Genomic DNA, 25,314 nt, shown 5'->3' on the forward strand with positions numbered 1-25,314 from the left:
AAAACCTACCATAGAAATATGGCAAGGCGTTGGGTGCTTAGCCTACTTATGATTATAGGTATCGTGGGCTACTTCACCATTCCTACGGTGGCAAGCTGGATAGTGTCGGCTGGCGGAATGTCTGCCTATAACCGTAACGTGGCACGGGCTGGGTCAGTCGCCGGGGCTGCGGCAGGGGCAATCGGTGGAAAGGTATCGGGGAAACTACTCAAATAAACAACATCAATTTATAAAATATGGAATTTAAGTCATTAACGAACATCGAAACGAGTTTCCGGCAAATCCGGCTCTTCGCACTGGTATTCATCTGCCTGTGCGCACTGGTGACGGGCTTCGCCGTGTGGAACTCGTACAGCTTCGCCGAAAAGCAGCGGCAGAAGATATACGTCCTCGACAACGGGAAAAGCCTGATGCTGGCACTCTCGCAGGACATGGCACAGAACAGACCCGTGGAAGCCAAGTCGCACGTGCGGCGTTTCCACGAACTTTTCTTCACACTCTCACCCGACAAGGGGGCTATCGAAAGCAACATCAAACGCTCGCTGTTCCTTGCCGACAAGACCGCTTTCAACTATTACAAGGACTTGGCGGAAAAAGGGTATTATAACCGGGTGATTTCCGGAAACGTCACGCAGACGGTGGAGATTGACAGCGTGAAGTGCGACTTCGACCAGTACCCCTACAAGGTGAACACGTATGCCCGCCAGTTGATTGTCCGGGAAAGCAGCCTGACGGTGCGAAGCCTTGTGACCTCGTGCCGGTTGCTCAACGCCACACGGAGCGACAACAACCCGCACGGCTTCATCATCGAAGCGTTCACCATTACCGAGAACAAGGATTTGCAAACCGTTAAGAGGTAGCCTTATGGAGAGAAAACGAAACTACATCGAAAAGGTGCGGGACTGGGCGGACGACTGCCTGCGCCGAATGTGCGGACGGATTACGCCGGGCAAAAGGCTGGCGGTTATCCTCGTGATGTTCTTCTTTTTCGGCGGCTTGTCTATCTATATCACCGTTTCATCAATCTACAACATCGGGAAACGGGACGGCAGGCGGCTGCAAATAGAACATATCAAACAACTGCCATTGCAAGGCAATGACACAATCAACAGTATCAACCCCTTAAACAGACCGGAATATGGAAGAAGTACAGAAGAATGAGAACGGCACGACCGTACCGCAGGCGGACGGGAAGCCGAAAAAGGAAGATAAACCCAAACGGGAACTTACCCCGCAGCAGGTGCAGCAGCGCAGGAAAATGATAGTCTTCCCGCTGATGTTCCTTGCCTTTGCCGGGTGCATGTACCTGATATTCGCCCCCTCCGGCAAAGAGGACGTGAACGTGGAGAGCGTGGGCGGCTTCAACGCCGACATACCCCTGCCCGCAGAGGACGGGATTATAGCCGACAAGCAAAAGGCTTACGAGCAGGCGATGATAAGCCGCAAACAGCAGGACAAGATACAATCCTTGCAGGACTTCGGTTTCACGGGGGACGATGAAACGGAAGAACCGCAAGCGGAAATCGACCTGATGCCGGAAGAAGATGCGCAGCCACAAAGGGGCGGCGGTGCTTCTTCGGCATACGCTTACCGGGACATCAACCGCCAGTTAAGCACGTTCTACGAAACGCCCCCTGTGGACGAGGAAAAAGAGGACTTGAAGCGGCAGGTGGCGGAACTGACCGACCGACTGCAACAGCAGCAGAACGCCACACCCACCGCTGACGACCAAATGGCACTCTTGGAAAAGTCCTACGAGCTGGCGGCAAAGTACATGAACGGCGGGCAGGGACAAGTCGCACAAGTCCCGGTAACGGGCGGCATTGACCGCAAGCCGGATGCGGTGGCGGTGCAGGCTATCCGGGAAACGACCGTATCGGGATTGCAGCAGCCCATGAGCGATGCCGACTTCATCCGGGCTTACAGCCAGCCACGAAACTACGGCTTCAACACGGCGGTAGGCACGGGCTACGCTATGGGAAAGAACACGGTAGCCGCCTGCATACACCAAGACCAAACGCTGGTGGACGGGCAGGCGGTGAAACTGCGGCTGCTCGAACCCATGCAGGCGGGAAATATCGTTGTGCCGAAGAATACCCTTGTGGCGGGGACGGCAAAGGTGCAGGGCGAACGGCTCGACATACTGGTGTCCTCGATTGAGTACGCTGGCAACATCATCCCGGTGGAACTCGCCGTGTTCGACACGGACGGGCAAAAGGGGCTTTCCGTCCCGTCCTCTATGGAGCAGGAAGCGTTCAACGAAGCTATGGCGAATATCGGAAGCGGGCTGGGTACAAGCATTTCCTTTGCCCAAAGTGCCGGGCAGCAGGTGGCTATGGACGTGACAAGGGGATTGCTGCAAGGAACGTCCGGCTACCTCGCCAAGAAGTTCCGAACCGTGAAAGTGAAGCTGAAAGCAGGCTATAAAGTCATGCTGTATGCCAAACAACAATAACCATTTTATCAACCGTTAAAATTTCAATTAGCAATGAAACAGATTTTTGGATTGTTCGCCCTCTTGCTGGGCGTGTGTGCGGCAAACGCACAAACCGCTGACACCGTGAAGTATGCGGCTGGCAACGACTTGTACCGGGGGATTACCCGGAAACTCCCGTACCGCCAAATGGTTACGCCCTACGGCGTGGAAGTGACCTTTGCCAAGACGGTGCATATCATCTTCCCCGCCGCCGTCCGCTATGTCGATTTGGGAAGCAACCACATCATAGCGGGCAAGGCGGACGGTGCGGAGAACGTAATCAGGGTGAAAGCCACGACAGAGGGCTTTCCGGGAGAAACGAACTTCTCCGTTATCTGCGAGGACGGCAGTTTCTTTTCGTTCAACGCCAAGTACGCCCGTGAACCGGAAATGCTCAACATCGAAATGAAGGACTTCTTGGAGAATGAAGATACGTCCGACTTCTCGCATACCCGGATGAACATCCATTTCCGGGAACTGGGGAATGAAAGCCCGCTATTAGTGAAGCTGATAATGCAGAGCATCTACAAGAACAATGACCGGAAAGTGCGCCACTTGGGTAGCAAGCGTTTCGGCATACAGTTCTTAATCAAGGGGATTTACACCTATAACGGGATGCTCTACGTGCACACGCAGACAAAGAACAGTTCCAACGTGCCTTTCGACACGGACTTCATCAGGTTTAAGATAACCGATAAGAAAGTGCCCAAACGCACGGCTATTCAGGAAACGGTACTGGATGCGGTACGCAGCTACAACGAGGTGATAGAGATTGCCGGGAAATCGACCGTGCGCACGGTGTACGCCCTGCCGAAGTTCACCATTCCTGACGACAAGCTGCTGGTCGTGGAACTCTACGAGAAGAACGGCGGGCGGCATCAGACCATACGGGTGGAAAACGCCGACATCGTGAACGCAGAAGTGATTGACGAACTAAAAATCAAATAGGGAATGAAAAGACACATCTTTATAATGATGCTCTTTGCGCTGTGCCTGACCTCGTTTCAGGCACACGCACAAAGATACCTGCCGGGCATGAAAGGCTTGCAGGTCACGGCGGGCATGACGGACGGGGTGCATTGGAACGCTGGCAGTGATTTCGCCTACCACATCGGGGCGGCGTACAGCGTTTACACCAAGAACGCCAACCGCTGGGTGATTGGCGGCGAATACCTGCACAAGAAGTATGACTACAAGGATATGCAGATACCCGTAGAACAGTTCACCGCAGAGGGCGGCTATTACCTGAAATTCCTATCGGACAGACGAAAGACCTTTTTCCTTTCATTGGGCTTGTCGGCTCTCGCCGGGTACGAAACAAGCAACCGAAGCGAAAAGCTGCTGCCGGACGGCTCTACCTTGCTGGATAAGGACTGCTTCATTTACGGCGGTGCGCTGACGCTGGAACTGGAAACCTACCTGACCGACCGGGTGGCTCTGCTGTTGAACGCAAGGGAACGGGCGTTGTTCGGCTCGGACATAGGCAAGTTCCACACGCAGGTATCTTTGGGACTGAAATTCATTATCAACTGACCGCTATATAATAATGTATATGAAGAATGTAATGTATAAAATCATCATGGGCTGCTACATCGTGGCCGCCCTCGTGCTTGTCACCGCCTGTAATGACAACTTGGATATTCAGCAGGCGTACCCGTTCAGCATCGAAACACTGCCAGTACCCAAAAGGCTGAAAGTCGGGGAAACCGCCGAAATACGCTGCCGACTGGTGCGTGGCGGCTATTACCAGCCGACTACCTATCAGATACGGTATTTCCAGCCGGACGGCAAAGGAAAGCTGGAAATGGATAACGGCACGGTGTTCCTGCCCAACGACCTTTACCCGCTGGAGAAAGAAACGTTCAGGCTCTACTACACCTCGGCATCGACCGACCAGCAGACGATTGACATTTATATCATCGACAGCTTCGGGCAGATGCAGCAACTTACACTATCATTCAATAATGACAACAGCGAAGAAGGAACGGAAACAATAACCCCCTAATAACAAAACGACATGGTAAAAATAGAATTGGATATAGAAGGCATCTCGTGGTACATAGAAACCACGTTGGAAACAGATACAGTTCCGGCAGTAGGTGACATCATCATTGTGGACAAGGACTGTATTTCCGAACGTGACAGTGCTGAATTATGGAAAACGCCGTCCAATCAGGTTTTCAAATGGGCGGACGAAGAAGATGATGCGCCCGTAATGGTATGGTTCGATTGCGAAACGGAAATGCTTGTCAATAAACGGACATGGAAATATGACATCGAGGAAGAAGAAACCGTGTGCATACTTGGTGTAAAATTTATTCACTATGAGGATTTATAGTTGCGACATCCGTTTTTATCATCCTCTTGGGAAACCGGGTATGGAATGATACGCAAAGCGTAAATATCGGGCAGACAGCCCGCCGGGAAGCATCGGCGGGCTGTTTCCATGATAGGGAAAACGAAAGGCTTCTTTGTTACTTTCTTCACCCGCTGGCAGGCTCACGGAAGAAAGTAACGGCGGCAAGCAGCCGCCGTTTTCTATCAACTGGTTTTAAGGCTCTTTATGGACGTGTATTTCTCTAACCACACCTTTACCTGTTCCATGTTATATTCGCCCGTGATGATTGCCGTATGGTCGTTTATGGCAACAAACCGGACACTCTCGTAGCTGTTTACCCAGCCTTGCAGGGAACAGACACCCCACGTTGCAACATCTTCAAAAACACTGCGGTCTATCCGGCTGATTGGCTCGCCGAAAACTACCGTCATTATCTGAAAGTCCGGTTTGTCCTCTAACAGTTGCAAATGGTGCAGCGTGCCGAACTCGTCAGTTTTGCGCCCCCACGCCCACACATCATTATACAAATCATCGCCCCACTGGTGCGGGTGGTCGAAACGGACTTTGACCGCTATGGAATGCTGGTCGTCTTGGATGCCCTCGATAACGCCCGTTACCATTAAGCCCGTAAAAATGCACTCGCAACGCCTGCCGATAAGCTCCTTGTTTACTTCTGTTGTTTTCATGTCCCTAAAATTTACTTGTTTATTACTCCGTTCTTCTTCGCTACCCATTCGTCACGCCTGCGGCGGCACTCGTCCAGCGTTTTGGCTACCGTGCTGAAAAGTTCGCCGTCCGTGTGGCGGTAGTCATATTGATAATAAATTTGTCCCCTGAAAGCCCCTAAACAGCATTTCACGAACTTTTCTTCTCCCGGTGTTTGGGTTATGCTTACCCCGTTTTTGTTAAGTGACTGCATGATGTTCTATTTTTTTAATGGTCGTTATAATATCAGTAAAGAAAGCAACAGCAGGAAAAGCAGAGCCATGCCCAGCGCATAAAGGGCTGAAAGGCAGACACGGAGCAGGAAACAGGCGGCACGAAATACGATATATGCCGTTATCGCCGTGCCTGCTCCGGCTACGCTGGTGAACCGCCATGCAAGGCAGAGCAGGAACGCCCGCCAAAGGATTTTATAAATGCTTTTCCGTTTCATCGCTTGGTTGTTTTTAGCGGGCAGGGCTTTGACACCCCGCCCGGATTGGTTGTTATGCCGCCCGGAACACAAAGCCGTCATCAAACCAGTAATCGCACATGAACAGGTCACGGGCAAACTTTTCATAATCGAAATAGGTCTTTGCGAACTCCGGCAGGTCGTAACATTCTTCTATAATTTCATAGGCGAAATCTTCTTCATCGTCATATTCCCCCTGATACTCGTCCCGGAAATCACGTACAAGGTCGTCCGCATCTTCCTCGCTCAAATCATGGCTTTTGTAGTTGCACCACACGAAAAAGGCTTCCTGCTCGGTGTCGCTCAAATCCTCCACCGCATCACGCAGGGTGAAGAAGTTTTCAGAAATCCAGCTTTCGCCGATTAAGCCCTCCGGCACGTTCTCCCAGTCCTGAAACATGTATTCCGCATCTTCCTCGTCCTTGTGCAGTTCCCGGCAGGCTTCGTAAAATTCCTCCTTGTCCGAGTAGTCCGAAAGGTCGAGCCATGCCCCAAACAAAGAACCGTTGTTGTACTTGGCATAAGTGCCTACATAAACGCTTGCTGCTGATAATTTCGTTGCTTCCATATTGCTGTAATTTTTAAGTTTTTAATTTTATGCGGATTTGAGAGGTGAGGGAGTTGAAGTTTCACTGAACTTTTTTCCTGTTTCCCGTAAATCCGACTTTTTTTTTATGCGTCTTCCGGTCGGGTCGGTCGTTTTCGTTTCACATAGGCTGGTTTGTGAAGGGGTCTTGCTATGCAAATTTTTCCGACAAAAATTTTTTCCGACCAACGGGAAGCTGTAACAATTTTTTTCGATGAAACCCAATTTGCAGAGCCAAAAGCCCCCGTAGCTACCTTTGCCTATTGAAATGATAAAAACGACTGTCCCGGCTGGGGGACTGCATAATGAGGAAGATTTACAGATAGGGAAACAGGGGAAAAGTGCCTGTTCCCTTTCGTCTTTTAGGGAACACTCCATGCGGGCGGGAAAGGCAAGGGTATGGCAAGTTTATCTTGCGGTACGCTTGTGCGGGTTTCCAACGGCTCTTTTCACGGAATACAGTCAGCCATGCCACGCACGGCTGGCGTTTCGGGGAATGTGCCAGTTGGAAAAGGATATAAAAAATGCGGGTAGTCGGTGGACTGCCCGCAAGGTGAAAGAATGTACTTTATTGGGATATAGGTTGTTAGGTGGAATTTCGTTACCGAAATCGTTACCTGTTTTGTTACCAACGGTATATAGGTAACTGAAAATTTACATGGCGACTTCCTTGTAAATTTTCTCGATGCCGACAAACTTCTTGTCAAGCCCTTGCATATCGCTGCCTATCTTGCTGTTGGTGATGCGGGCGTAAATTTGGGTCGTTTCGATATTGGTGTGTCCCAGCATCTTGGACACTGTTTCAATGGGTACGCCCTTTGACAGCGTGGTGGTCGTTGCGAACGTGTGCCTCGCAAGGTGAAATGTCAAATTCTTTTTAATACCGCATATATCGGCAATCTCTTTCAGGTAGGCGTTTAGTTTCTGATTGCTGATTACGGGAAGTATCTTGCCGTCCGGCAACTTGCCCTTGTACTTCTTCAAAATCATCTTGGGAATATCCAGCAGGGGGACATTCACGTCCGTATTCGTCTTTTGCCGCTTGGTGATTATCCAAAGGTTGCCGTCAAATGACTTTTGGATATTCTCCTGCCGCAAGTTGGCGACATCGCTGTAAGCCAGACCGCAGAAACAGGAAAAGACGAACAAGTCCCTGACGTGTTCCAGCCGCTCGGAAACCATTTTCTTTTTAAGGATGATTTTTATCTCGTCCTCTGTCAGATAACCCCTGTCCACTTTTTCCAGCCGGATTTTGTAGCTGGCGAACGGGTCGCCCACCAGTATGCCGTTGTTGCGGGCGATGATGATGATACGCTTGAAGAACTGCATGAACTTGGCGGTGGTGTTGTAGCCGCACTTGCAGGCGGTACGCAAATACAACTCAAAATCGGTAATGAACATCGGGGTAATCTCCTTTATGGATATGTCCGATACGTTGTACTTGCTTTGGATAAATTCGGCGAGGTGGCGGCGGGTCACTTCATACTTGCGGTAGGTCGCTATCGTCTTGGATATGCCCACAAGCTGCTTCACATCGTCATTGTGCTTTTGGAACAACGAAAGGATTGTTTCGTGGCTCTCGCTATGACCTAAAAACTCGTTCTTCACTTTCTCGGCGGTCACGTAATTGTCACGCCGCTGCATTTCGTGGTAAATGGTGTTCAGGGAAGAACGTATGTCGTCCAAAAGGGCGTTTATCCTCCCGGCATCCCTGCCTTTGGCTTTGCCCGCAGCCGTGTTCCAGTTGTCGGGCTGGATGCTCTGTTTCGTACTGAACTGGCAAAGTTTGCCGTCTATGGTGATGCGTGCCATAATCATAACCTCGCCGTTTTTCTTTTCAGAACCTTTCTTCAAATAAAAAAGAACCTTGAATGTCGATTTCATAACTCACTTTTTTTAGTTGCAAAATTAATTTTCACCTCTCGTTTTCGAGTTATGCAGACTATGGACTAATCAAGTCATTATCAGGTCATTTGTGGACAAATCGTTACCGTTTTTGTCCGGCAGGGAATAGGTAACGATTTAGTAACGAAACTTTGTCTTTTACCGTACTTTTGAAGTCTTGGAAGCAGGACTTTTGGGCAATAAAAAAAGCCACAAATCATTGATTTGTAGCTTTTTGTCCGTTTGCTGACCATTTCTGTCCAGCACGTTCAGCGGAGAGCGAGGGATTCGAACCCCCGGAACAGTTACCCGTTCACCGCATTTCGAGTGCGGCCCATTCGACCACTCTGGCAGCTTTCCTGATCGTTGACGCGACAAATGTATAAAAAATTTGATACCGTTATCCTCCAAAGGTCCTTTTTTTCTGCACACAGCACTACTATGTCAGTCCCAACAACACTATTATGCTAATACCCATAGCACTATAGTATCATACAACACAGCACTATAGTGCTAAAAAAAAGGGAGTAACCTCTCGGCACTCCCAATCCTATCGTGTTAACGAATTGAACGTTATTATTTGAAATAACGGTTATATAATCCTTCGAAACCTTTACCATGGCGGGCTTCGTCTTTACACATTTCGTGTACTGTATCGTGGATAGCATCCAGATTCTGCTGTTTTGCCAATGTAGCGATACGTTTTTTATCTTCGCAGGCACCGGCTTCTGCTTCCATACGTTTTTTCAGGTTAGTCTTTGTATCCCAAACAACATCACCTAACAGCTCTGCAAACTTGGCAGCATGTTCAGCTTCTTCCCATGCGTAACGTTTGAATGCTTCTGCTACTTCAGGATAACCTTCGCGGTCTGCCTGGCGACTCATTGCCAGATACATACCTACCTCAGTACATTCACCCATAAAGTGAGCGTTCAACCCCTCAAGAATAACAGGGTCAACACCTTTTGCAACACCTAATACGTGTTCGTCTACAAACTGCAGAGCGCCTGTTGTTTCTACCAGTTCTTTGAACTTGCTTTTCGGTTGTTTACATTGCGGACAGAATTCAGGAGCTTCGTCACCTTCATGAACATAACCACATACTGTGCAGATCCATTTCTTTTTCATCTTCGTAAAATTTTATTGGTTGTATAACTATTAGTATAATCTTTTGTTATTCGCTGTGACAAAATTAACCAAACAAATCTAAACAGCAAGAGATAAGCCGATAGAAATATTCTATCTGTTAATTGATAAAAACTATGGAACTTATTCAAAGCGGCAAATGTTAGATTATAAAACTTACATATAGTATGGATACATTAAAGATTACAAGCCTCTTAGGCGACAAAGCAGAATATTTACTGGGTCACACCTGTAAAACGATCGACAAATCACTGATTCACATACCATCTCCTTCAACAGTCGATGATATCTGGATCAATACGGACAGAAACATTCAGACATTAAATAATTTACAACGAATGTTGGGAAGCGGACGCCTGGCTAACACCGGTTATCTGTCTATCCTCCCGGTCGACCAGGACATAGAACATACGGCCGGAGCATCATTCGCCCCGAATCCCATTTATTTCGATCCGGAAAATATCGTGAAGCTGGCAATCGAAGGCGGTTGCAACGCTGTCGCTTCCACATTCGGAAACCTGGGAGCTGTGGCACGTAAATATGCACATAAAATACCGTTCCTCGTAAAACTCAATCACAATGAATTGCTTACTTATCCGAACAGCTACAATCAGGTGATGTTTGGCACAGTCAAGGAAGCCTGGAACATGGGGGTCGCAGCAGTCGGTGCCACCATCTATTTCGGTTCTGCGGAAAGCCGTGAGCAACTGGTCGAGATTGCGGATGCATTCGAGTATGCACACGAACTAGGTATGGCAACCGTCCTCTGGTGCTATCTGAGGAACAATGATTTCAAGAAAGATGGCGTAGACTATCATGCAGCAGCCGACCTGACCGGTCAGGCCAACCATCTGGGTGTAACAATCAAAGCAGATATCGTTAAACAAAAACTGCCGTCCAACAACGGTGGCTTCACAGCCATCAACTTCGGTAAGGTAGATAAAAAGATGTACACCGAACTGACGACCGAACATCCGATCGACCTTTGTCGTTACCAGGTAGCCAACGGTTATATGGGCCGTGTCGGCCTAATAAATTCCGGAGGAGAATCACACGGTGCCTCCGACCTGAAAGAAGCCGTCATCACTGCTGTCATCAACAAACGTGCCGGCGGCATGGGCCTGATCAGCGGACGTAAAGCATTCCAGCGTTCCATGAAAGATGGCGTCGAACTGCTTCACACCATCCAGGACGTTTACCTGGATCCGGAGATCACGATTGCATAAACATGTATGTATAATTACGTACAACCAATCGTTGCGTCACTGATTGCCGTACTTTGGGGGATGGATACTTTTGGAGTGATGAAAGGGATTGCCGTAGCATTGGTATTTACCGGCGTTTATATCGTAACACAAAGTAAATCGAGGGCCCAGTTAGAGGCCCTCTGAAATACCTTTCCATAAATTATCGTCAGGGACAGGGGCTACAATCTTTATCAATTCTTTGGATACCGGATGGATAAACTCGGCACTCCGGGAATGGAGACTGATACCACCATCTTTATTCGAACGCTCGGCACCATATTTCAGGTCTCCTTTAATCGGACACCCCATCTTTGCCAACTGGCAGCGTATCTGATGATGCCGGCCGGTTTTCAGGTCTATTTCCAATAAGAAATAATTATCCGAATGCGCAATCACCTTATAATGAAGAATCGCTTTCTTTGAATCCGGACGTTCGGTATCGTAAGCGTAACTCTTGTTTTGTTTCTCGTTACGGACCAGCCAGTTCACCAGTTCGCCTTCTTCAGCCGGCGGACAGTTCTTGACAATGGCCCAATAGGTTTTCTTCACCTCTCCTACCCGGAACATCTCGTTCAGGCGGGGCAAAGCTTTACTGGTCTTGGCAAACAGGACTACACCACTCACCGGACGGTCCAGCCGGTGGGTAACACCGACATACACATTTCCCGGCTTGCAATACTTCTCTTTCAGCCACGCCTTGAGCATTTCCGAAAGAGGAGTATCACCGGTTTTATCTCCTTGTACAATCTCACGGCATGTTTTGTTTACCGCGATGATATGATTGTCTTCGTAGATAACTTCCATATTACATATTCATACCGCCGTCTACCTGAATCACCTGTCCGGATACATAAGCAGACAAATCAGATGCCAGGAATGTAGCTACATTTGCCACATCTTCAGTAGTACCGCCGCGGCGCAAAGGAATCTTCTTGTTCCATTCTTCTCTTACTTCTTCCGGCAATTTCGCAGTCATATCGGTAATGATAAAACCAGGAGCGATTGCATTAGCACGGATACCGCGTGAACCCAGTTCCTGAGCCACCGATTTAGCCAAACCGATCATACCGGCTTTTGAAGCCGAATAGTTGCTCTGACCGGCATTCCCGTGAACACCTACGACAGAAGACATATTGATAATGTTACCTGCACGCTGTTTCATCATGACCGGAGTACAAGCATGAATGAAGTTGAAAGCCGATTTCAGGTTCACATTCAGGACAGCATCCCACTGACCTTCGCTCATACGCATCATCAGGCCGTCTTTCGTGATACCGGCATTGTTAACCAGAATATCGATACGACCGAAGTCTTTCACGATTTCCGCCACTACATTATGAGTCTCTTCAAAGTTGGCTGCATTAGAAGCATATCCTTTTGCTTTAACGCCTAAAGCTTCGATTTCTTTCTGTGTAGCTTCACCGTTCTCGTCGATAACCAGGTCTGTAAATGCGATATTTGCACCTTCAGCGGCAAACTTTAAAGCGATAGCCTTACCGATACCGCGTGCAGCACCGGTTACAATGGCAACTTTTCCTTCTAATAATTTCATAATATTTCTATTTACGTTTATATTAACACTGTATCAGACAAGCACCCGCCGAATATCCGCCGCCGAAGACGGTCAGACAAACCAGGTCGCCTTTCTTGAATGTATGGTCATTCTGCGCATACACCAAAGCCGAACTAACCGAACCGGTATTACCCAGTTCTTCGATATTATGCAGGAACTTTTCTTCCGGCAAATTCAGCTGCTTGGCAATATTCGACATGATACGCATATTTGCCTGGTGACCGATGAAATAAGTCAGGTCATCCAACGCAAATCCGTTCTTCTCCAACAGATAAACTGCATTTTTAGGCATGTAGGTACAAGCCTGGATAAACACGTCGCGACCTTCCGGCATCTGGATACCACCGTCACGAGGACGCAACTGCACACCTTCAGGCCCTTTCCCCAGATGACCCAACCCCTGTGTAAACACTTCAATGATATGCGGATCTTTCTCTGTCACACGTTCCTTTGAAATAAAGAACGCAGCAGCGGCATCTCCCCAGAGGTGACCGGCTTTCGGATCTGTTTCATTATAATAAGCAGAATTTTTATCTGCTGAAAGGATTAAAGCCTTTGTAGCCTTTCCCATGGCAAAATAACCTTCCACAACTTCCAGCGCATTTAAAAAAGAGGAACAGGCAGATGATAAATACAACGCTTTCGCATTTGTAATATTAAACTCACGCTGCGTATAATGGGCTGCGGTAGCAACTGTATCGTACGGAGAATAGGATGCTGAGATAATCAAATCAACTTCCGTAATGTCATACGGCAATTTTGGCAGTGCGTTACGTACGGCGTCCATTCCCATGGTACAAATTGTCTCTTCCGGTTTGGCTTTGGACCGGGTTTTAATACCCGTACGCTGTTCAATCCATTCACTTGTCAACCCGTTTAATTCCAAAAAATGTTGGTTGTGCACCCGCTCTTCAGGCACATAAAACCCTGTTGCATTAATAAACATCTCTGGTTTACTTTATCTTTATTCCGTTGAATATTAAATTCATTACATTATCTCTCCGCTTAATCCGCTGGCTGATATTATCTCCCATAATACCCCTTATATAAGGAACTTCCAATCCCTTTAAGGCATGATGTAGCACCACTGCTGTTATTTCTGTATCAGGCATTGCAAAGATTCCTTCCTTCACTCCGGCATCCAATATTCCCTTCAATAATTCTGTCTCACGTATGTCAAAGTTCTTACGAACCTTCTCCACGCGCCATATATCACGGAAAAAGTTAGCTTTCAGCGTACCATTACGAAATACGAGCGCTTTGATAGCATCCAATCTGGCATAGATGAATGTCATCAACTTCTCATCAGCTGGCAAATCCTTTCCGGCAACATCAAGCAGCATCTTGTATAACTGGTCCAGCTCCGATTCCACCACAGCCAGATAAATCTCATTTTTGCTCTTGAAATACGTATATAACGTACGTCTGCCTTTCCGGGAAGCCTGTGCAATATCGTTCATTGTCGTATTATCAACCCCCATGCGGGCAAACAATTGCCTGGCCACATCCACCAACATTTCGCGTGTTTTAGAAACTGTCATCGGCATTGTATTGCACATTTTGATTAAAACTGTGCGCAAAGTACCTAAAAAAGATTGGTTCTACCAAGTATATTAAAAAAAACTTGCAATAAATTTGTTTTATAAGAGAAAATCCCTACCTTTGCACTCGCAATCACGAAATGATTGTAAACTATATCGCGGAGTGGAGCAGTGGTAGCTCGTTGGGCTCATAACCCAAAGGTCGTAAGTTCGAGTCTTGCCTCCGCAACTATCTAAAGGCTTTCAGTATTCACTGGAGGCCTTTTTCTTTTTTATCTTTCCTAAGCTTTATTAGCCAAATTTAAGCCGTCAATTTCCGCCCCGGCATGTTTATTGTAATGTAGATGTATGGATATCAACCGACAAAAAGACTTAACAATATAATAATATGGCTTATATAGACTATTACAACATTCTAGGGGTGAACAAAGGCGCTTCACAGGACGACATTAAAAAAGCGTACAAGAAGCTGGCCCGTAAATATCATCCGGACCTGAATCCGAACGACCCGGATGCTCACCGGAAATTCCAGGAGATCAACGAAGCCAATGAAGTACTGAGCGACCCGGAAAAACGGAAGAAATACGACCAATACGGTGAAAACTGGAAACATGCCGACCAGTTCGAAGCTCAGCAGAACCAATACGGACAGTATCAGGGCGGCTTCGGTGGTTTTAGCGGCTTTGGAGGCAGCAACGGCGGGGGTGCCCAATGGAGTGCCTCAGACGACGGCAGCGGCTTCTCCGACTTCTTCGAATCCATGTTCGGAGGCGGCGGTCGTGGCAGAGGCAACCATGCTTTCCGCGGCCAGGACTATAATGCAGAACTGCATGTCTCTTTGGCAGATGCAGCCCAAACACACAAACAGGTTATTACCGTCAACGGTAAGAATCTGCGCATAACCGTACCAGCCGGTATCGCAGACGGACAGACCATCAAGCTGAAAGGCCAGGGCGGTCCGGGTGTAAACGGCGGACCTGCCGGCGATCTGTACATCACATTCAGCATAGCAGAAGACAGCCGTTTCAAACGGGTTGGCGACGATTTATATATAACCGCCCCGTTAAACCTCTACACCGCCATACTGGGTGGCGAACAGATAATAGAAACAATGGACGGCAAGGTAAAACTGAAAGTGGCTGCCGGAACGCAGAACAACAGCAAAGTCCGCCTGAAAGGCAAAGGTTTCCCTGTCTATAAAAAAGACGGGCAGTTTGGTGACCTGATCGTCACCTACTCCATCGAGATACCGACTAATCTGACGGATAAACAGAAAGAGTTGTTCCGCGAAATACAGAGTCTTAATCAATAAAACACGAGTACTATGCAAACAGATTTAATTATAGTCAACGAATATTGCCGGATATGTCATATAGAACCTTCTTTCATCTTCAGGCTGGAAGAAGGCGGACTCATTGAAATCCGTATCATCGAAGGCGAAAAGTATTTACAGGCGGAGCAATTACACGATATCGAAAGATATACACGTATGTATTACGACCTCTCAATCAATTTCGAAGGAATCGATGCCATCCACCATCTGCTGAATCGTGTCAAATCCATGCAACAGCAAATCGGACATCTGAAAAAGATGTTGCGGGTATATGAAGCAAAAGATTTTGAAGAAAATGAATTATAAAATCCAATTGACACATCTACCTTACATTCAACCCGGTAGATGTGTCATTTTGTTACTAAAAGAAGCCTTACTCCCCGGCTTTCAACAGAAAAGCAAAAACTTTTTGTAAAATAATTTGGATTGTAAGAAATAATTCATACCTTTGCACTCGCAATCAGGAATGATAGCAACTATATCGCGGAGTGGAGCAGTGGTAGCTCGTTGGGCTCATAACCCAAAGGTCGTAAGTTCGAGTCTTGCCTCCGCAACAATTTGAAGAAGCGACACGAAAAGCGATGTACATTAATTGTGCATCGCTTTTTTATTGAATACCTACTTCGCTAAATATTTCAAATCACACAATAAACGGCAAAAACAAGGGCTTGAACGTAAAAAAGCCAGCAAGGATTACCCTTACCGGCTTATATTTTATACAATTTGAATTATAAGAAATATTCTATTTCATTCCACTGAGAAGCAATCTTCCTCCGCCTGTTTGTTATTCACAAACATATCCTTCACAAATAAATATCCGATACCACCGAACAGAGCTAGAAAAACAAAGCCGATAAGTATCAGTGGCTTTTTAGGTGAAGCTGGCTTTAATGGCACCGTTGCCGGACTGATCACCGTATAGACCGGGGTTTGTTCCTGGACACGGAGTTTGTCCTGCTCCAGTTTCTGGGCCAACGTATTGTAAACATTGAAAGTCAGTGTCATTTCATTTTTCAGACGCTCCTGCTCGGTGCGGTAACTGGCAGAGATGATGTTCTTGTTCGCATCCTCAAAGGCGGCATACGCACGTTGGGCCTTGTAATAAGACTCACGAGCTTCTCCAAACACCTTTTCTGTAAACTCAAGATCCTGCTTGGCCTTCTGTGTACGGTAATTGGTGATGTATCCCTGAAGCTTTTCCACGACTATCTGAGTAAGGCTTGCAGAGATCAAAGGGTCCTGCATCTGGACAGAGACTGTTATTACCAATGTCTTTTTATCCACGGAGGCAGAGATACGTTTCTGCAATCCTTGTATCACGCCATCCTGTTCTCTGGTTAACCGGAAAGATGTTAATTCTCCCTTACCGGAAAGTTCTTCTTCTGAGAATAATCCCCTCACCCAACCAAGTAATTTGAAAGGAGCCTTTATCACATAACTCCACCACGCACTTTTCTGATGATCATCCATATATTCGTACAATGTCGATGAGTAATCACCTTTTTCACTCTCTACCTGTACAGGAAACAACTCCAACAGAAAAGGAATACTTTGTACCACATCCGGATACAAGTCCGGGGAGATGGCGTCCGAACCAGCCGAAGAACCCAGGTTTATACCAGCCATAGCAGCCAGACCACCCAGATTTCCCATCTTTTTGGACGGATCAGACGTTTCAGGTGCCAGCTTTACTGTCGTACTGTATTCTTTCGGTATGCTGAAAGCGACCACCAATCCTACAACTATCGCGACTCCACAGCATTTGAACAAGAACTTGCGTTCCCCCCATAGCCGTTTAGCTAACTCTATTAAATCTATCTCCTGTTCGTTTGTATCCATATCAGGAGCGTTCATTTGAATCATATCCATCTTTTTAATTGAAAATTAAAGATTGAAAATTGATAATTATTTCAGCGTGTTGATGATAGAGGTCACCATGGCTGCCATCGAAGTGGTTGAACTGGCTATGCTCAGAACTTCTGCCAGACTGGTCTTACGATCACGCTGTGTCTTGGTCGGAACGACAATTTCACATCCGGGTTCAACCTTCGGATAACGTTTGAAGAAGATAAAGCTTTTCTTTGTCGTTGCCACCTTTCCGTTCATATAGATCACGATCGGATATTTACGGGCAATATCGTTATAGCCGCCGGCCTGCGACAGGCAATCTCCCACAGACATACCATTAGTATAAGTCACACTGTTCGGATAAGTTACAGCTCCACTTATCTTCACTGTGCTCTGGAATTGTGGAATATAAAGTTCATCCCCGTCACGTAGCACCACATCATGCGCACTTCCCGGATTTGCCAGGGCTTTTTCCAAATCGATACCCACAGAGTAGTCTTTAATGTTTTCCAGTGATAAGGCAACCGAATCACGGCTTTGCTTATTTGCACTCAGTTGCAACAGAGTTTCCAGGCGGCGCATCTCATCTTCTGTCAACTGGCGTTTCAGGCTTGCCCCTTTTACATAGGCATCGGGAGTTATTCCTCCGGCTTTGGCGATAATATCACTCAGACGGGAGTTCTTTTCGGCCAGAACATAATCGCCGGCAAAAGTAATTTCACCATTTACCTTTACCACCTGTTGTTCCTGATAACCCGGTGAAAAACGCACATACACTTCATCGAACGGTTCCAACGTAAAGACCGTATCGCTATTTTTTCCATTAACCGGTATCAGCCCTAAATTGTCATTCAATTCAAAATTGAATACTTCGGCCGTACGGTTAGTATTTTCGTACGTTTTTGTATCCTTAATACGACGGGCTACTTCCACATTCACCGTTGCAGCCGATTCCTTCAAACCGCCAGCCATCATAATGGCATCTTCCACTGTCAGATTGTTCCGGTAAGGAAGAACTGTGTCTATAAAATTCACAGCCCCGCTTACTTTGATCGTATAAGGTTCTCTCAAATCAAAGAAAGAAGGGATATAGAGTTGATCTTCCGGCTTTAGTTCCATATCGGGAGCAGTACCGTTCAGGATACCACGGATATCTACGGCTATGACAGTCGTTGTAAAATCCGGATTCAAACGGGTGATCTGGGCACGACCGGCAAACTCATCTCCTTTCAAACCGGCTGCCTGATCAACCAGTTGACGGACCGTATGAACCGTACCATTCAACTCATATTCTCCCGGACGCCAGACTGCACCTGTCACTGTCAGACGGTTTTCATAGAAGGGGATCACTGAATCCACCAACAAGGAATCGCCGTCCATCATCGCAAAAGTAGGATATTTATCTTCCGTAACAGTAGCGATCTGGTAGCGGCTACCGGCTTTTCGCTTGACACGGACATCTTTCTTGTAGGCATCTCCGGTAAAGCCTCCGGCCATATTCAATAACTGTGAGAGCGTTTCCCCCTTTTTCAACTCAAAAATACGGTTACGTTTTACTTTTCCTTGTACTACAGCCAGCTGGTCATAAGGAGAAACGATCACCATATCATTCTCTTCCAGACGGATATTCGTATTGTATTTGCCATTCAGGAGATAATCATATACATCCAGTTTAGCGACTTCCTTACTGTTACGATAGACTTTTATTCCACGAAGCGAACCGATCTCATTTACACCGCCTGCTGCATACAATGCATTAAACAAAGTGGCAAAGGAGGGTAATGTATAGGTTCCCGGAGCAACAACTTCACCTACAATATTGACTTTGATACTACGTATCTGGCTTAGACTAACGGATACGAACGTATTAGCCCCATCCGTATCTCCCGACAAAGTAGACATGATCCGTCCTAATTCCTGTCGGATACGGTTTTCAGCAGTTTCGATAGTCAGTCCGCTGACAGATACCGGACCCAGGTTAGGGATAAGAATTGTTCCTTCGGGAGAAACCTTCAGTTTCAGATTCAGTTCAGAATCTCCCCATACATTGATCAACAATTCATCTCCGGCAGATAAAACATATCCTTTGGGAGTCGGTACATTCAGATCCGGCTCAAAGGACAGATTCTTATTTGAAAATATTTCGCGACCGAACACGGTTCCGCTTAGATCTCCTGCCGGACGATTGGCTTCCCGCTGGGCATCCAAAGGAGGTATCACCTTTCCATCCGGAATGGCAACCGTACGATCTGTAACCACAGCATCCGATGCTGTACGCGTAGCCTGTTCCGTCCCGGACTGTCCCATCCGTTTATTTATCTCCTGGCGAATCTGGTCATCCGTCATACCCGCGGCTTTCGCCTTATCAATCAAATCCTGGGGCACCTGTGCCGACAATGGAACCGCCAACCACAGTAATCCCCCCAATAATACATTTCTGATTACGATATTCATATTATTATTTGTTTTTGTTGTTATTTCGATTTTAGAAATAATTGAATCATCTGTTTATTGACTGGTTGTAACTGGCTCCCCTCTTGAGAGGGGGTAGGGGGTGTGTTAAAGCCAGTCAATAAAACAAGCCTTGTTACAGGTTTATTTGCCGTCTGCTTCAGCTGACGGATTAGTCAAGGGGTTATCTCATTGGACTTTAGTCCCATTTCTTACAGGTTTCTATCTAGGAGAAATGTGGCTGAAGCCAAAAGAGAGAAACAACTTGTAAACCGTCAGCTGAAGCAAACGGCAAATGAACCTGTAATAGTCAAGTGACTCTGATTATGGTGGTTGTATAGCGGGGATATGACACACCCCCTTCCCCCTCTCCAGAGGGGAGCCAGGTACAACCAGTTGCTATAAAAGATAGCTCAAACCTGATAATTTCTGAATCAAAACTTCCTGAACTCCAATCGGGCATAATCCGATTGCAGAACCAGATGCTTCGATGTTAATTCTTTGACGCCAAAGCGTTGCTCCGTTCCGTTCATGCCAAATGGTAATAAGTCTTCAACTTTGCTGATTGGCATGACTACAAACAAGGAATCTCCGGTATATTCCATATTACCGGTCTGACTGGTTACATCAACCTTCATCAAATTGATCGTATGCAAAGCCACGCTGTAATAAGCACGTTCCGGAACTTCTTCCTCTCCCGATGCATATTCTATCTTCATAATCTGCCAGCGACCATCCAGGTCGCCATTAATCGGCATTTTTCCACAAGCGCCAGCCATCAACAGTAGCAACGCACCTATTATATATCTTTTCATCGTATCCATCCTGTTTTTCTGATTGTTAACATGCCACCGGCACTTTTACCCAACATCGCTCCCCGGTCTATACCCAACGATGCTGTAAAATCCCATCCTTTCAATTGGTGGGGAGTATATTTCAATTCAGCTAAAGCATTTCCGTTCTTTTTGATCTCATAAAATGGTACGCCATAAGTACCCCAATTACGTGTAACGGATAAAAGGACACGATATTGCAAATCGGCACAAGGATTTCCCATAATCCCGAAATGATGTCCCTGTATACGATTACTTTTAAACATTATTTCTCCATCATCATTATAAATAGGAGACATAACCAGCGGATTGCCGATCCCCATCCCCCAATGTTGCCAACCGGTATAAATGCTATGATTATAATAATTATCCGCACCACTCACCTGCTCCGGTATTTCCGGTGTATGATCCCAATAAACAGGACCGGTCTGATCCTTTGTTGAAATATATTCGTAAACAAAACTACTAACGACAGGATTTTTGGGAAGTGTTATTTCTATCCCTGCCAGACAATCTTTCCAGCCATATTCCCCGAACATCTGCGAATGGTCTTCGAAATAATGCTCATAATAAGGACGAACCATCCAATCATTCGGAGCATACCAGGTCAATGAGAAATTCCAGCTGCCTAAATGATTCCCATAAATATTTGTTTGTTCACCCATCGGCGTATCACTACTCCCTCCGCTTGGAATAAACACTTTAAAGAAATCCTTGATTCTGTTCGGCATATCAATTTTTCCATCCCCGATAAACGCATTCCCTCCGAATTGAGCAGCCATCTCCAACCCTCCTTCAAAGATCAAAGGAAACTTCTCCCTATTACCGATCTTCACATATAAATCTTTGGAATGATAAAGCACATGTTCCGTATGTTTACCGCCCGGAACCACAAAGTCCTTCTGCCAGCCGTCATCCGTAAACATACCATAGGCAATATGCCCTTTAAAAGCCAACCAACCTTTTGTTCCCGGAACGAGCGTATATTCAGGAATACCGATACGAACCTGCGGAATCGGACGCGCATTTCCGGAGAATGTCAGTCCACCGCTACTCAGTAACGGATTATTGAACTCGCTATACCGCTCCTTACTTCCGATGCTCAACCCCAGGCAACGATATTTCAGGTCCGCATACAATTGTTGCACCACGAAAGTCGAAGTAAAATTATAGGCGACAGCCAGATCCGCCCCGAAAGCATACGAGAAAGGTTTATCCTTTTCCAACTCCCGGAAAACACCGGCACGCAGATACCCGTTATTCTTTTCAATAGACGAAAGCCCCTGCTTGTTTGCCGTCAGCCAGAAAGGGGTATGTTCGCCTCCGCTGAAGCTGACACCAGTCTCCGCCCGATAACTCAGCCCTTTCGTAAACTGAGCATAAGAGGTTAAAGGAAGCATACACATGCTTCCCAAAAGGATTAAGTTAGATACAATTTTCATTTATTTCAGATATAAAATGAAAAGCAGATCATCTCCTGCCCAGTTCGCGGGAGACGCTGCTTAAATAATTTCGTTGATACTGTAAATCAGATAACAAAAGGACACGCGACTCTTCATCGGCAAAAGTCCGGGATAAACGGTGGAGATTCTGCCGGACACGGTCGACCAGGCGTACCTCCAGATAACTAAGAAAAAGATAGCGGACCAACTCACTTCGACGCACCCGGTCACTATGCGATGAATTGGTATGCAAAGCATAAAGGTTATCCAATTCTTTCGTTTCCGGTTGGTTCTTTTGCGGTCCCGCGTCAAGCGCGGGAACAAGGCTGTCAGTCGGTAACAAATCGTCAGAAGATAGTATTTTCCGGATATTATCCACATAAAGGGCCTCTTCCCCTTCTTCCGTCAGGCATAAAGTATCCGGCCAACGTCGGCAGGCAGTAACCAAGAGCGACTCCGCTTTCCGTCTCGCCGGAGGGATCATCGCCTTTCCTACCCAACGGATAAAGGCTTCGCGCCCCAACGAACGGAACATCTCATCCGCATCCTTATAGCCTTCCGGTAATATATCCACCACCCGAAGACCGGCACTGCGCAGTTTGGGCATTACCCCCGTAACCGTTTCCCGCCCTACCTCGTCGGCATCCAGAAAAAGACAAACCGTAACGGCCTCTTTCCGGATCATAGCGATATGATGCTCCGACAAATTCGTGCCACAAAGGGCAACCGTATTGCTAAAACCAGCCGCATGCATTGCCAACGTATCTTTGTATCCTTCGGTTAAAAAAACGATTCCCGTCTCACGAACCTTCGTCACAGCCCGGTGCCAACCGTAAAGCAATTCATCTTTCTTATAGATCGCACTGGTCGAACTATTTATGTATTTGGGGATTTTCTTAACAGACAGATCCCCCCGGTAACGGGCGGCAAAAGCAACCAACTCGCCCGCCACATTACGAATCGGAAAAACAATCCGGCCACGGGTAAACTTCCAGGCTTCAGGCACGATAGCCGGAGCAATCCCAACCTCAAAAGCAGCATAGGTCTCCCGCAATTCTTCCATTCCCGGATCATATGGAAGCAATGTCTGCCTGTAACGTTCATTCATTTCAACCGTCGGAGCTGGTACCTGTTCCCGCACCTGATGCGGGACTGCAAGGGAACTATCCTTTTCAACCGGTTGCTTATCAGGCCTGTGTTTTTGCGATCCCGCATCGAGTGCGGGAACAGGCAAGTGGCAGATATCCGCACAAAGACGGACCGCCTCACCAAAGCTACATCCCTCCTTCTCCTGTACGAAGCGGAAGACATCCCCTCCGGCTCCGCAACTAAAACAGTGGTATACCCCTTTTGCCGGATCCACCCGCAGCGAAGGATGATGATCGTCATGGAAAGGGCACAAGCCCAGATAAACCGCCCCTTTCCTTTCGAGGGTCGAGTAATGGCCGACCACCTTTACCAGATCGACCCGTTCCTTGAATGATGTGATCTCCAGCCTGTTCATCAGTCCTCAAAATGTAAATTACCACCCGGATTCACAAAAGACGTATAAGTATCATTCCTATATACCTCGGCAATACCTGTCGATCCGTTACGATTTTTCAGGACATACAACTTGAGCAGATGGGAGGCATTCGACCCGCATTGGGCCGTATTCTTCCCGAAACGTTCCGGACAACCGATAATCACCACACAATCCGCCACAAATTCAATGGCACCCGAATCACGCAAATCGCTCATTATCGGGACAAACCCATTCTCGGAACGCTTCAACACCTCACGATTCAACTGCGAAACCACCAACATGGCACAATTAGCCTCTACGGCAATACGTTTCAATACCGTAATCGTATGACGGATCACAGACTCTTGTGTCTCACCCTTTTTCGTCAATGGAGCAAGTGTATGCAAGTAATCGATCACTACAACATCGCATTCACCTTTACGGCTCCGGAGCATAATCTCCGCCCGCAACGCATCCAGGCTCATAGAAGAAACATTCGTAAAATAATAAGGCGTTTTTTCCATACCGGCAGCATACCGTCTCATCCGATCGATATCCCCCTCACGAAGTCCCCCTATACGCAGGCGGGCAGCCTCCACACCGGCATAACCGGCAAAAAAACGGGCAGCAGTCTGTTCGCCCGTCATTTCAAAACTGAAATGAAGCACATGTTTACCCTGGCGAGCCATATTCATTGCCATAAACATCGCCAGCGCCGTCTTACCGTCACTCGGAAGACCGCCCAGCACCAGCACTTCCTTCCGGTAAAGTCCTCCCGTCAGTCCATCCAACCCGTTGATTCCGGTCAGCATACGCACCGAATCATCCTTACGGCTCATCCGGTCGAGATGATCGTCTATAGACAACTTCATCACTTCACTAAGCGGCAGAAGCGAATCCGATTCCGAATTATCCATACGCAAGCGTAGCAAATCGCGCTCGCAGTCTTCTATCACCTTCAGGTAGTCCATACCGTATTGCAGGCATTCCGATGCTTTTTGTACAAACAGTTTATGCATACACCCCAGCAGATAATGATGAAGGATTTCGCGGGCATACTCTACAGCGTTATGTTCCAGGCGAACCGTCTCCATTCCATCCGACAAGTACGCCATGCCTCCCATCTTCACGTAACGCTCCGGATCTTTCTTTTTCATTTCCTCTTCCACCAGGATCAGGTCAGGCCGTTTATTACGGTTAAACAGATCGGTAAACGCTTCGTAAATAAACCCATGATCCGGATCGGAAAACATTTCCGGACGCAACAATCCGACCACCTCAAGAATCGCCACCTGGTCCAGAAACAGCGAACAGAGCAAAGCTCTTTCAATTACATTCTTTTCCATACTCATAGCAACTTTTTAATAGGTCGGTACGGGGTACGTTCCCATGACTTATCTTCAACTCGGCTTCCGCTCTTCGCAAGCCAATCACATCCGGTTCAACCTGTTTTTTAGTCACTCCGGTTCTTTTACCCTCTTTCGGTGTTTCCGCAGGGATCTCCGGAGCCGTAAAACGATCATAACCGCAAACACGAAAGCAGATATGGCCTGCCACCCGTTTCACTTCCACCAAAGATTCACTTTCCAGTGAACTGACATATCTTCTGACCGAGCGACTGTCTACCTCCATAAACCGTGCCAGCTGTTCGTAAGTTATGAAACATTCACCTCTACGGCATAAGACTTGCTTTCCTTTGATCGACACATAGCCGTCGGCATAATTGCACAAACAAAATAACAACCAATGCACTATCCCGATCATACGTTCACTATTATCGGATGCAAACATCCGTTCTATTATTACACGAGGTACTTTCAAATAGGATTTTCCAAAATACATCAAGGCCTTAACATCCGTGTAAATATTCTCATTTTCAGCCATTTCCATAATGCCGTTTGTTTGTCACGCATAAAACGCAGTAAATCAACCCTATAC

28 protein-coding genes, 3 tRNA genes and 2 pseudogenes are annotated in these 25,314 nt (G+C 47.0%); 15 read left to right on the forward strand and 18 right to left on the reverse strand.

What is annotated here, in order from left to right:
* The 8 genes and pseudogenes from DWW91_RS18950 to DWW91_RS18985 all read left to right on the forward strand — a co-directional run.
* Positions 1-216: pseudogene (locus DWW91_RS18950) on the forward strand (hypothetical protein); the annotation flags it as partial.
* 20 nt (positions 217-236) lie between these two features.
* Positions 237-860: a conjugative transposon protein TraK gene (gene traK / locus DWW91_RS18955; RefSeq protein WP_004309966.1), complete on the forward strand. Its 624-nt coding sequence runs from the start codon at positions 237-239 to the stop codon at positions 858-860.
* Positions 861-864: 4 nt separating this feature from the next.
* Complete coding sequence (locus DWW91_RS18960) at positions 865-1,161, forward strand: TraL conjugative transposon family protein (protein ID WP_016276711.1); 297 nt, start codon at positions 865-867, stop codon at positions 1,159-1,161.
* Positions 1,139-2,455, forward strand: a complete 1,317-nt coding sequence (traM, locus tag DWW91_RS18965) for a conjugative transposon protein TraM (protein WP_120489919.1) — start codon at positions 1,139-1,141, stop codon at positions 2,453-2,455. The genes DWW91_RS18960 and traM overlap by 23 nt, the downstream gene beginning before the upstream one ends.
* Positions 2,456-2,488: 33 nt before the next feature.
* Positions 2,489-3,424, forward strand: a complete 936-nt coding sequence (traN, locus tag DWW91_RS18970) for a conjugative transposon protein TraN (RefSeq protein ID WP_053398660.1) — start codon at positions 2,489-2,491, stop codon at positions 3,422-3,424.
* A gap of 3 nt (positions 3,425-3,427) precedes the next feature.
* Positions 3,428-4,009: a conjugal transfer protein TraO gene (locus DWW91_RS18975; RefSeq protein ID WP_007845747.1), complete on the forward strand. Its 582-nt coding sequence runs from the start codon at positions 3,428-3,430 to the stop codon at positions 4,007-4,009.
* A 13-nt stretch (positions 4,010-4,022) separates the two neighbouring features.
* Positions 4,023-4,481, forward strand: a complete 459-nt coding sequence (locus DWW91_RS18980; RefSeq protein WP_004329653.1) for a DUF3872 domain-containing protein — start codon at positions 4,023-4,025, stop codon at positions 4,479-4,481.
* A gap of 12 nt (positions 4,482-4,493) precedes the next feature.
* The gene (locus DWW91_RS18985) at positions 4,494-4,814 is read left to right on the forward strand and encodes a hypothetical protein (RefSeq protein WP_004308767.1); all 321 of its coding nucleotides are present in this window, start codon (positions 4,494-4,496) and stop codon (positions 4,812-4,814) included.
* 203 nt (positions 4,815-5,017) lie between these two features.
* Here DWW91_RS18985 and DWW91_RS18990 read toward each other — a convergent pair whose 3' ends face one another.
* From DWW91_RS18990 to DWW91_RS19005, 4 genes are read right to left on the reverse strand one after another with little or no spacing between them, the layout of a single operon-like run.
* On the reverse strand, positions 5,018-5,500 hold the full coding sequence (locus tag DWW91_RS18990; protein WP_016276717.1) for a hypothetical protein: 483 nt from the start codon (positions 5,498-5,500) through the stop codon (positions 5,018-5,020).
* 11 nt (positions 5,501-5,511) lie between these two features.
* A complete protein-coding gene (locus DWW91_RS18995; protein WP_004329651.1) occupies positions 5,512-5,733 on the reverse strand; it encodes a DUF3873 domain-containing protein in 222 nt (73 codons plus the stop codon).
* 24 nt (positions 5,734-5,757) lie between these two features.
* Positions 5,758-5,970 carry a hypothetical protein gene (locus DWW91_RS19000; RefSeq protein ID WP_016276718.1) on the reverse strand — a complete coding sequence of 71 codons (213 nt, stop codon included), beginning with the start codon at positions 5,968-5,970 and terminating at the stop codon, positions 5,758-5,760.
* A gap of 52 nt (positions 5,971-6,022) precedes the next feature.
* The gene (locus tag DWW91_RS19005; protein ID WP_016276719.1) at positions 6,023-6,556 is read right to left on the reverse strand and encodes an antirestriction protein ArdA; all 534 of its coding nucleotides are present in this window, start codon (positions 6,554-6,556) and stop codon (positions 6,023-6,025) included.
* A gap of 286 nt (positions 6,557-6,842) precedes the next feature.
* Here DWW91_RS19005 and DWW91_RS27875 point away from each other — a divergent pair, with 286 nt between their 5' ends.
* Positions 6,843-7,220 (forward strand): hypothetical protein, encoded by a 378-nt coding sequence (locus DWW91_RS27875; protein WP_032941882.1) that lies wholly within the window; start codon positions 6,843-6,845, stop codon positions 7,218-7,220.
* A gap of 8 nt (positions 7,221-7,228) precedes the next feature.
* Here DWW91_RS27875 and DWW91_RS19020 read toward each other — a convergent pair whose 3' ends face one another.
* The 3 genes from DWW91_RS19020 to DWW91_RS19030 form a co-directional block, all read right to left on the reverse strand.
* A complete protein-coding gene (locus DWW91_RS19020) occupies positions 7,229-8,458 on the reverse strand; it encodes a site-specific integrase (RefSeq protein WP_016276720.1) in 1,230 nt (409 codons plus the stop codon).
* Positions 8,459-8,731: 273 nt separating this feature from the next.
* Positions 8,732-8,818 (reverse strand) — tRNA-Ser (locus tag DWW91_RS19025).
* 216 nt (positions 8,819-9,034) lie between these two features.
* Positions 9,035-9,586, reverse strand: coding sequence for an NADH peroxidase (locus tag DWW91_RS19030; protein ID WP_007652517.1), 552 nt, complete (start codon positions 9,584-9,586; stop codon positions 9,035-9,037).
* 185 nt (positions 9,587-9,771) lie between these two features.
* Between DWW91_RS19030 and DWW91_RS19035 the strand changes: the two genes are divergently transcribed.
* Together DWW91_RS19035 and DWW91_RS19040 are read left to right on the forward strand one after the other, a co-directional pair.
* On the forward strand, positions 9,772-10,830 hold the full coding sequence (locus DWW91_RS19035; RefSeq protein ID WP_122328627.1) for a class I fructose-bisphosphate aldolase: 1,059 nt from the start codon (positions 9,772-9,774) through the stop codon (positions 10,828-10,830).
* Between the two features lie 6 nt (positions 10,831-10,836).
* Positions 10,837-10,995 (forward strand): annotated as a pseudogene (locus DWW91_RS19040) (EamA/RhaT family transporter); the annotation flags it as partial.
* Here the strand turns inward: DWW91_RS19040 and DWW91_RS19045 are convergent.
* The 4 genes from DWW91_RS19045 to DWW91_RS19060 are packed head-to-tail and all read right to left on the reverse strand — an operon-like array spanning position 10,981 to position 13,971.
* Positions 10,981-11,655 carry an RluA family pseudouridine synthase gene (locus DWW91_RS19045; protein ID WP_007652514.1) on the reverse strand — a complete coding sequence of 225 codons (675 nt, stop codon included), beginning with the start codon at positions 11,653-11,655 and terminating at the stop codon, positions 10,981-10,983. The pseudogene DWW91_RS19040 and the gene DWW91_RS19045 overlap by 15 nt on opposite strands.
* A 1-nt stretch (position 11,656) precedes the next feature.
* Positions 11,657-12,403 carry a 3-oxoacyl-[acyl-carrier-protein] reductase gene (gene fabG / locus DWW91_RS19050; protein WP_007652512.1) on the reverse strand — a complete coding sequence of 249 codons (747 nt, stop codon included), beginning with the start codon at positions 12,401-12,403 and terminating at the stop codon, positions 11,657-11,659.
* Positions 12,404-12,425: 22 nt separating this feature from the next.
* Entirely contained in the window at positions 12,426-13,370 is a 945-nt protein-coding gene (locus DWW91_RS19055) for a 3-oxoacyl-ACP synthase III family protein (protein WP_007652511.1), read from the reverse strand.
* Positions 13,371-13,377: 7 nt separating this feature from the next.
* On the reverse strand, positions 13,378-13,971 hold the full coding sequence (locus tag DWW91_RS19060; RefSeq protein WP_007652508.1) for a TetR/AcrR family transcriptional regulator: 594 nt from the start codon (positions 13,969-13,971) through the stop codon (positions 13,378-13,380).
* A 151-nt stretch (positions 13,972-14,122) separates the two neighbouring features.
* Here DWW91_RS19060 and DWW91_RS19065 point away from each other — a divergent pair.
* The 4 genes from DWW91_RS19065 (at position 14,123) to DWW91_RS19080 (ending at position 15,852) form a co-directional block, all read left to right on the forward strand.
* A tRNA-Met gene (locus tag DWW91_RS19065) sits at positions 14,123-14,194 on the forward strand.
* A gap of 159 nt (positions 14,195-14,353) precedes the next feature.
* Positions 14,354-15,277, forward strand: coding sequence for a DnaJ C-terminal domain-containing protein (locus DWW91_RS19070; RefSeq protein WP_122328628.1), 924 nt, complete (start codon positions 14,354-14,356; stop codon positions 15,275-15,277).
* A 12-nt stretch (positions 15,278-15,289) separates the two neighbouring features.
* Positions 15,290-15,604, forward strand: coding sequence for a chaperone modulator CbpM (locus DWW91_RS19075; protein ID WP_122328629.1), 315 nt, complete (start codon positions 15,290-15,292; stop codon positions 15,602-15,604).
* Positions 15,605-15,780: 176 nt separating this feature from the next.
* Positions 15,781-15,852, forward strand: a tRNA-Met gene (locus DWW91_RS19080).
* Between the two features lie 193 nt (positions 15,853-16,045).
* On the opposite strand, the gene DWW91_RS19085 is transcribed toward DWW91_RS19080, so the two are convergent.
* From DWW91_RS19085 to DWW91_RS28145, 7 genes are all read right to left on the reverse strand, one after another.
* Complete coding sequence (locus DWW91_RS19085) at positions 16,046-17,161, reverse strand: GNVR domain-containing protein (protein ID WP_122328735.1); 1,116 nt, start codon at positions 17,159-17,161, stop codon at positions 16,046-16,048.
* Between the two features lie 42 nt (positions 17,162-17,203).
* Positions 17,204-19,600, reverse strand: a complete 2,397-nt coding sequence (locus DWW91_RS19090; protein ID WP_122328630.1) for an SLBB domain-containing protein — start codon at positions 19,598-19,600, stop codon at positions 17,204-17,206.
* 431 nt (positions 19,601-20,031) lie between these two features.
* The gene (locus DWW91_RS19095; protein WP_122328631.1) at positions 20,032-20,421 is read right to left on the reverse strand and encodes a lipocalin-like domain-containing protein; all 390 of its coding nucleotides are present in this window, start codon (positions 20,419-20,421) and stop codon (positions 20,032-20,034) included.
* Positions 20,409-21,872 carry a capsule assembly Wzi family protein gene (locus tag DWW91_RS19100; protein WP_122328632.1) on the reverse strand — a complete coding sequence of 488 codons (1,464 nt, stop codon included), beginning with the start codon at positions 21,870-21,872 and terminating at the stop codon, positions 20,409-20,411. The genes DWW91_RS19095 and DWW91_RS19100 overlap by 13 nt, the downstream gene beginning before the upstream one ends.
* Positions 21,873-21,900: 28 nt before the next feature.
* The gene (locus DWW91_RS19105; RefSeq protein WP_122328633.1) at positions 21,901-23,376 is read right to left on the reverse strand and encodes a CHC2 zinc finger domain-containing protein; all 1,476 of its coding nucleotides are present in this window, start codon (positions 23,374-23,376) and stop codon (positions 21,901-21,903) included.
* The gene (locus tag DWW91_RS19110) at positions 23,376-24,722 is read right to left on the reverse strand and encodes a replicative DNA helicase (protein WP_122328634.1); all 1,347 of its coding nucleotides are present in this window, start codon (positions 24,720-24,722) and stop codon (positions 23,376-23,378) included. Before DWW91_RS19110 ends, DWW91_RS19105 begins: the two co-directional genes overlap by 1 nt.
* Positions 24,703-25,266 carry a hypothetical protein gene (locus DWW91_RS28145; protein WP_233584530.1) on the reverse strand — a complete coding sequence of 188 codons (564 nt, stop codon included), beginning with the start codon at positions 25,264-25,266 and terminating at the stop codon, positions 24,703-24,705. The genes DWW91_RS19110 and DWW91_RS28145 overlap by 20 nt, the downstream gene beginning before the upstream one ends.
* Between the last annotated feature and the right edge of the window lie 48 nt (positions 25,267-25,314).

This window comes from Parabacteroides sp. AF17-3 (genome assembly GCF_003635445.1).
Lineage (GTDB): Bacteria > Bacteroidota > Bacteroidia > Bacteroidales > Tannerellaceae > Parabacteroides > Parabacteroides goldsteinii.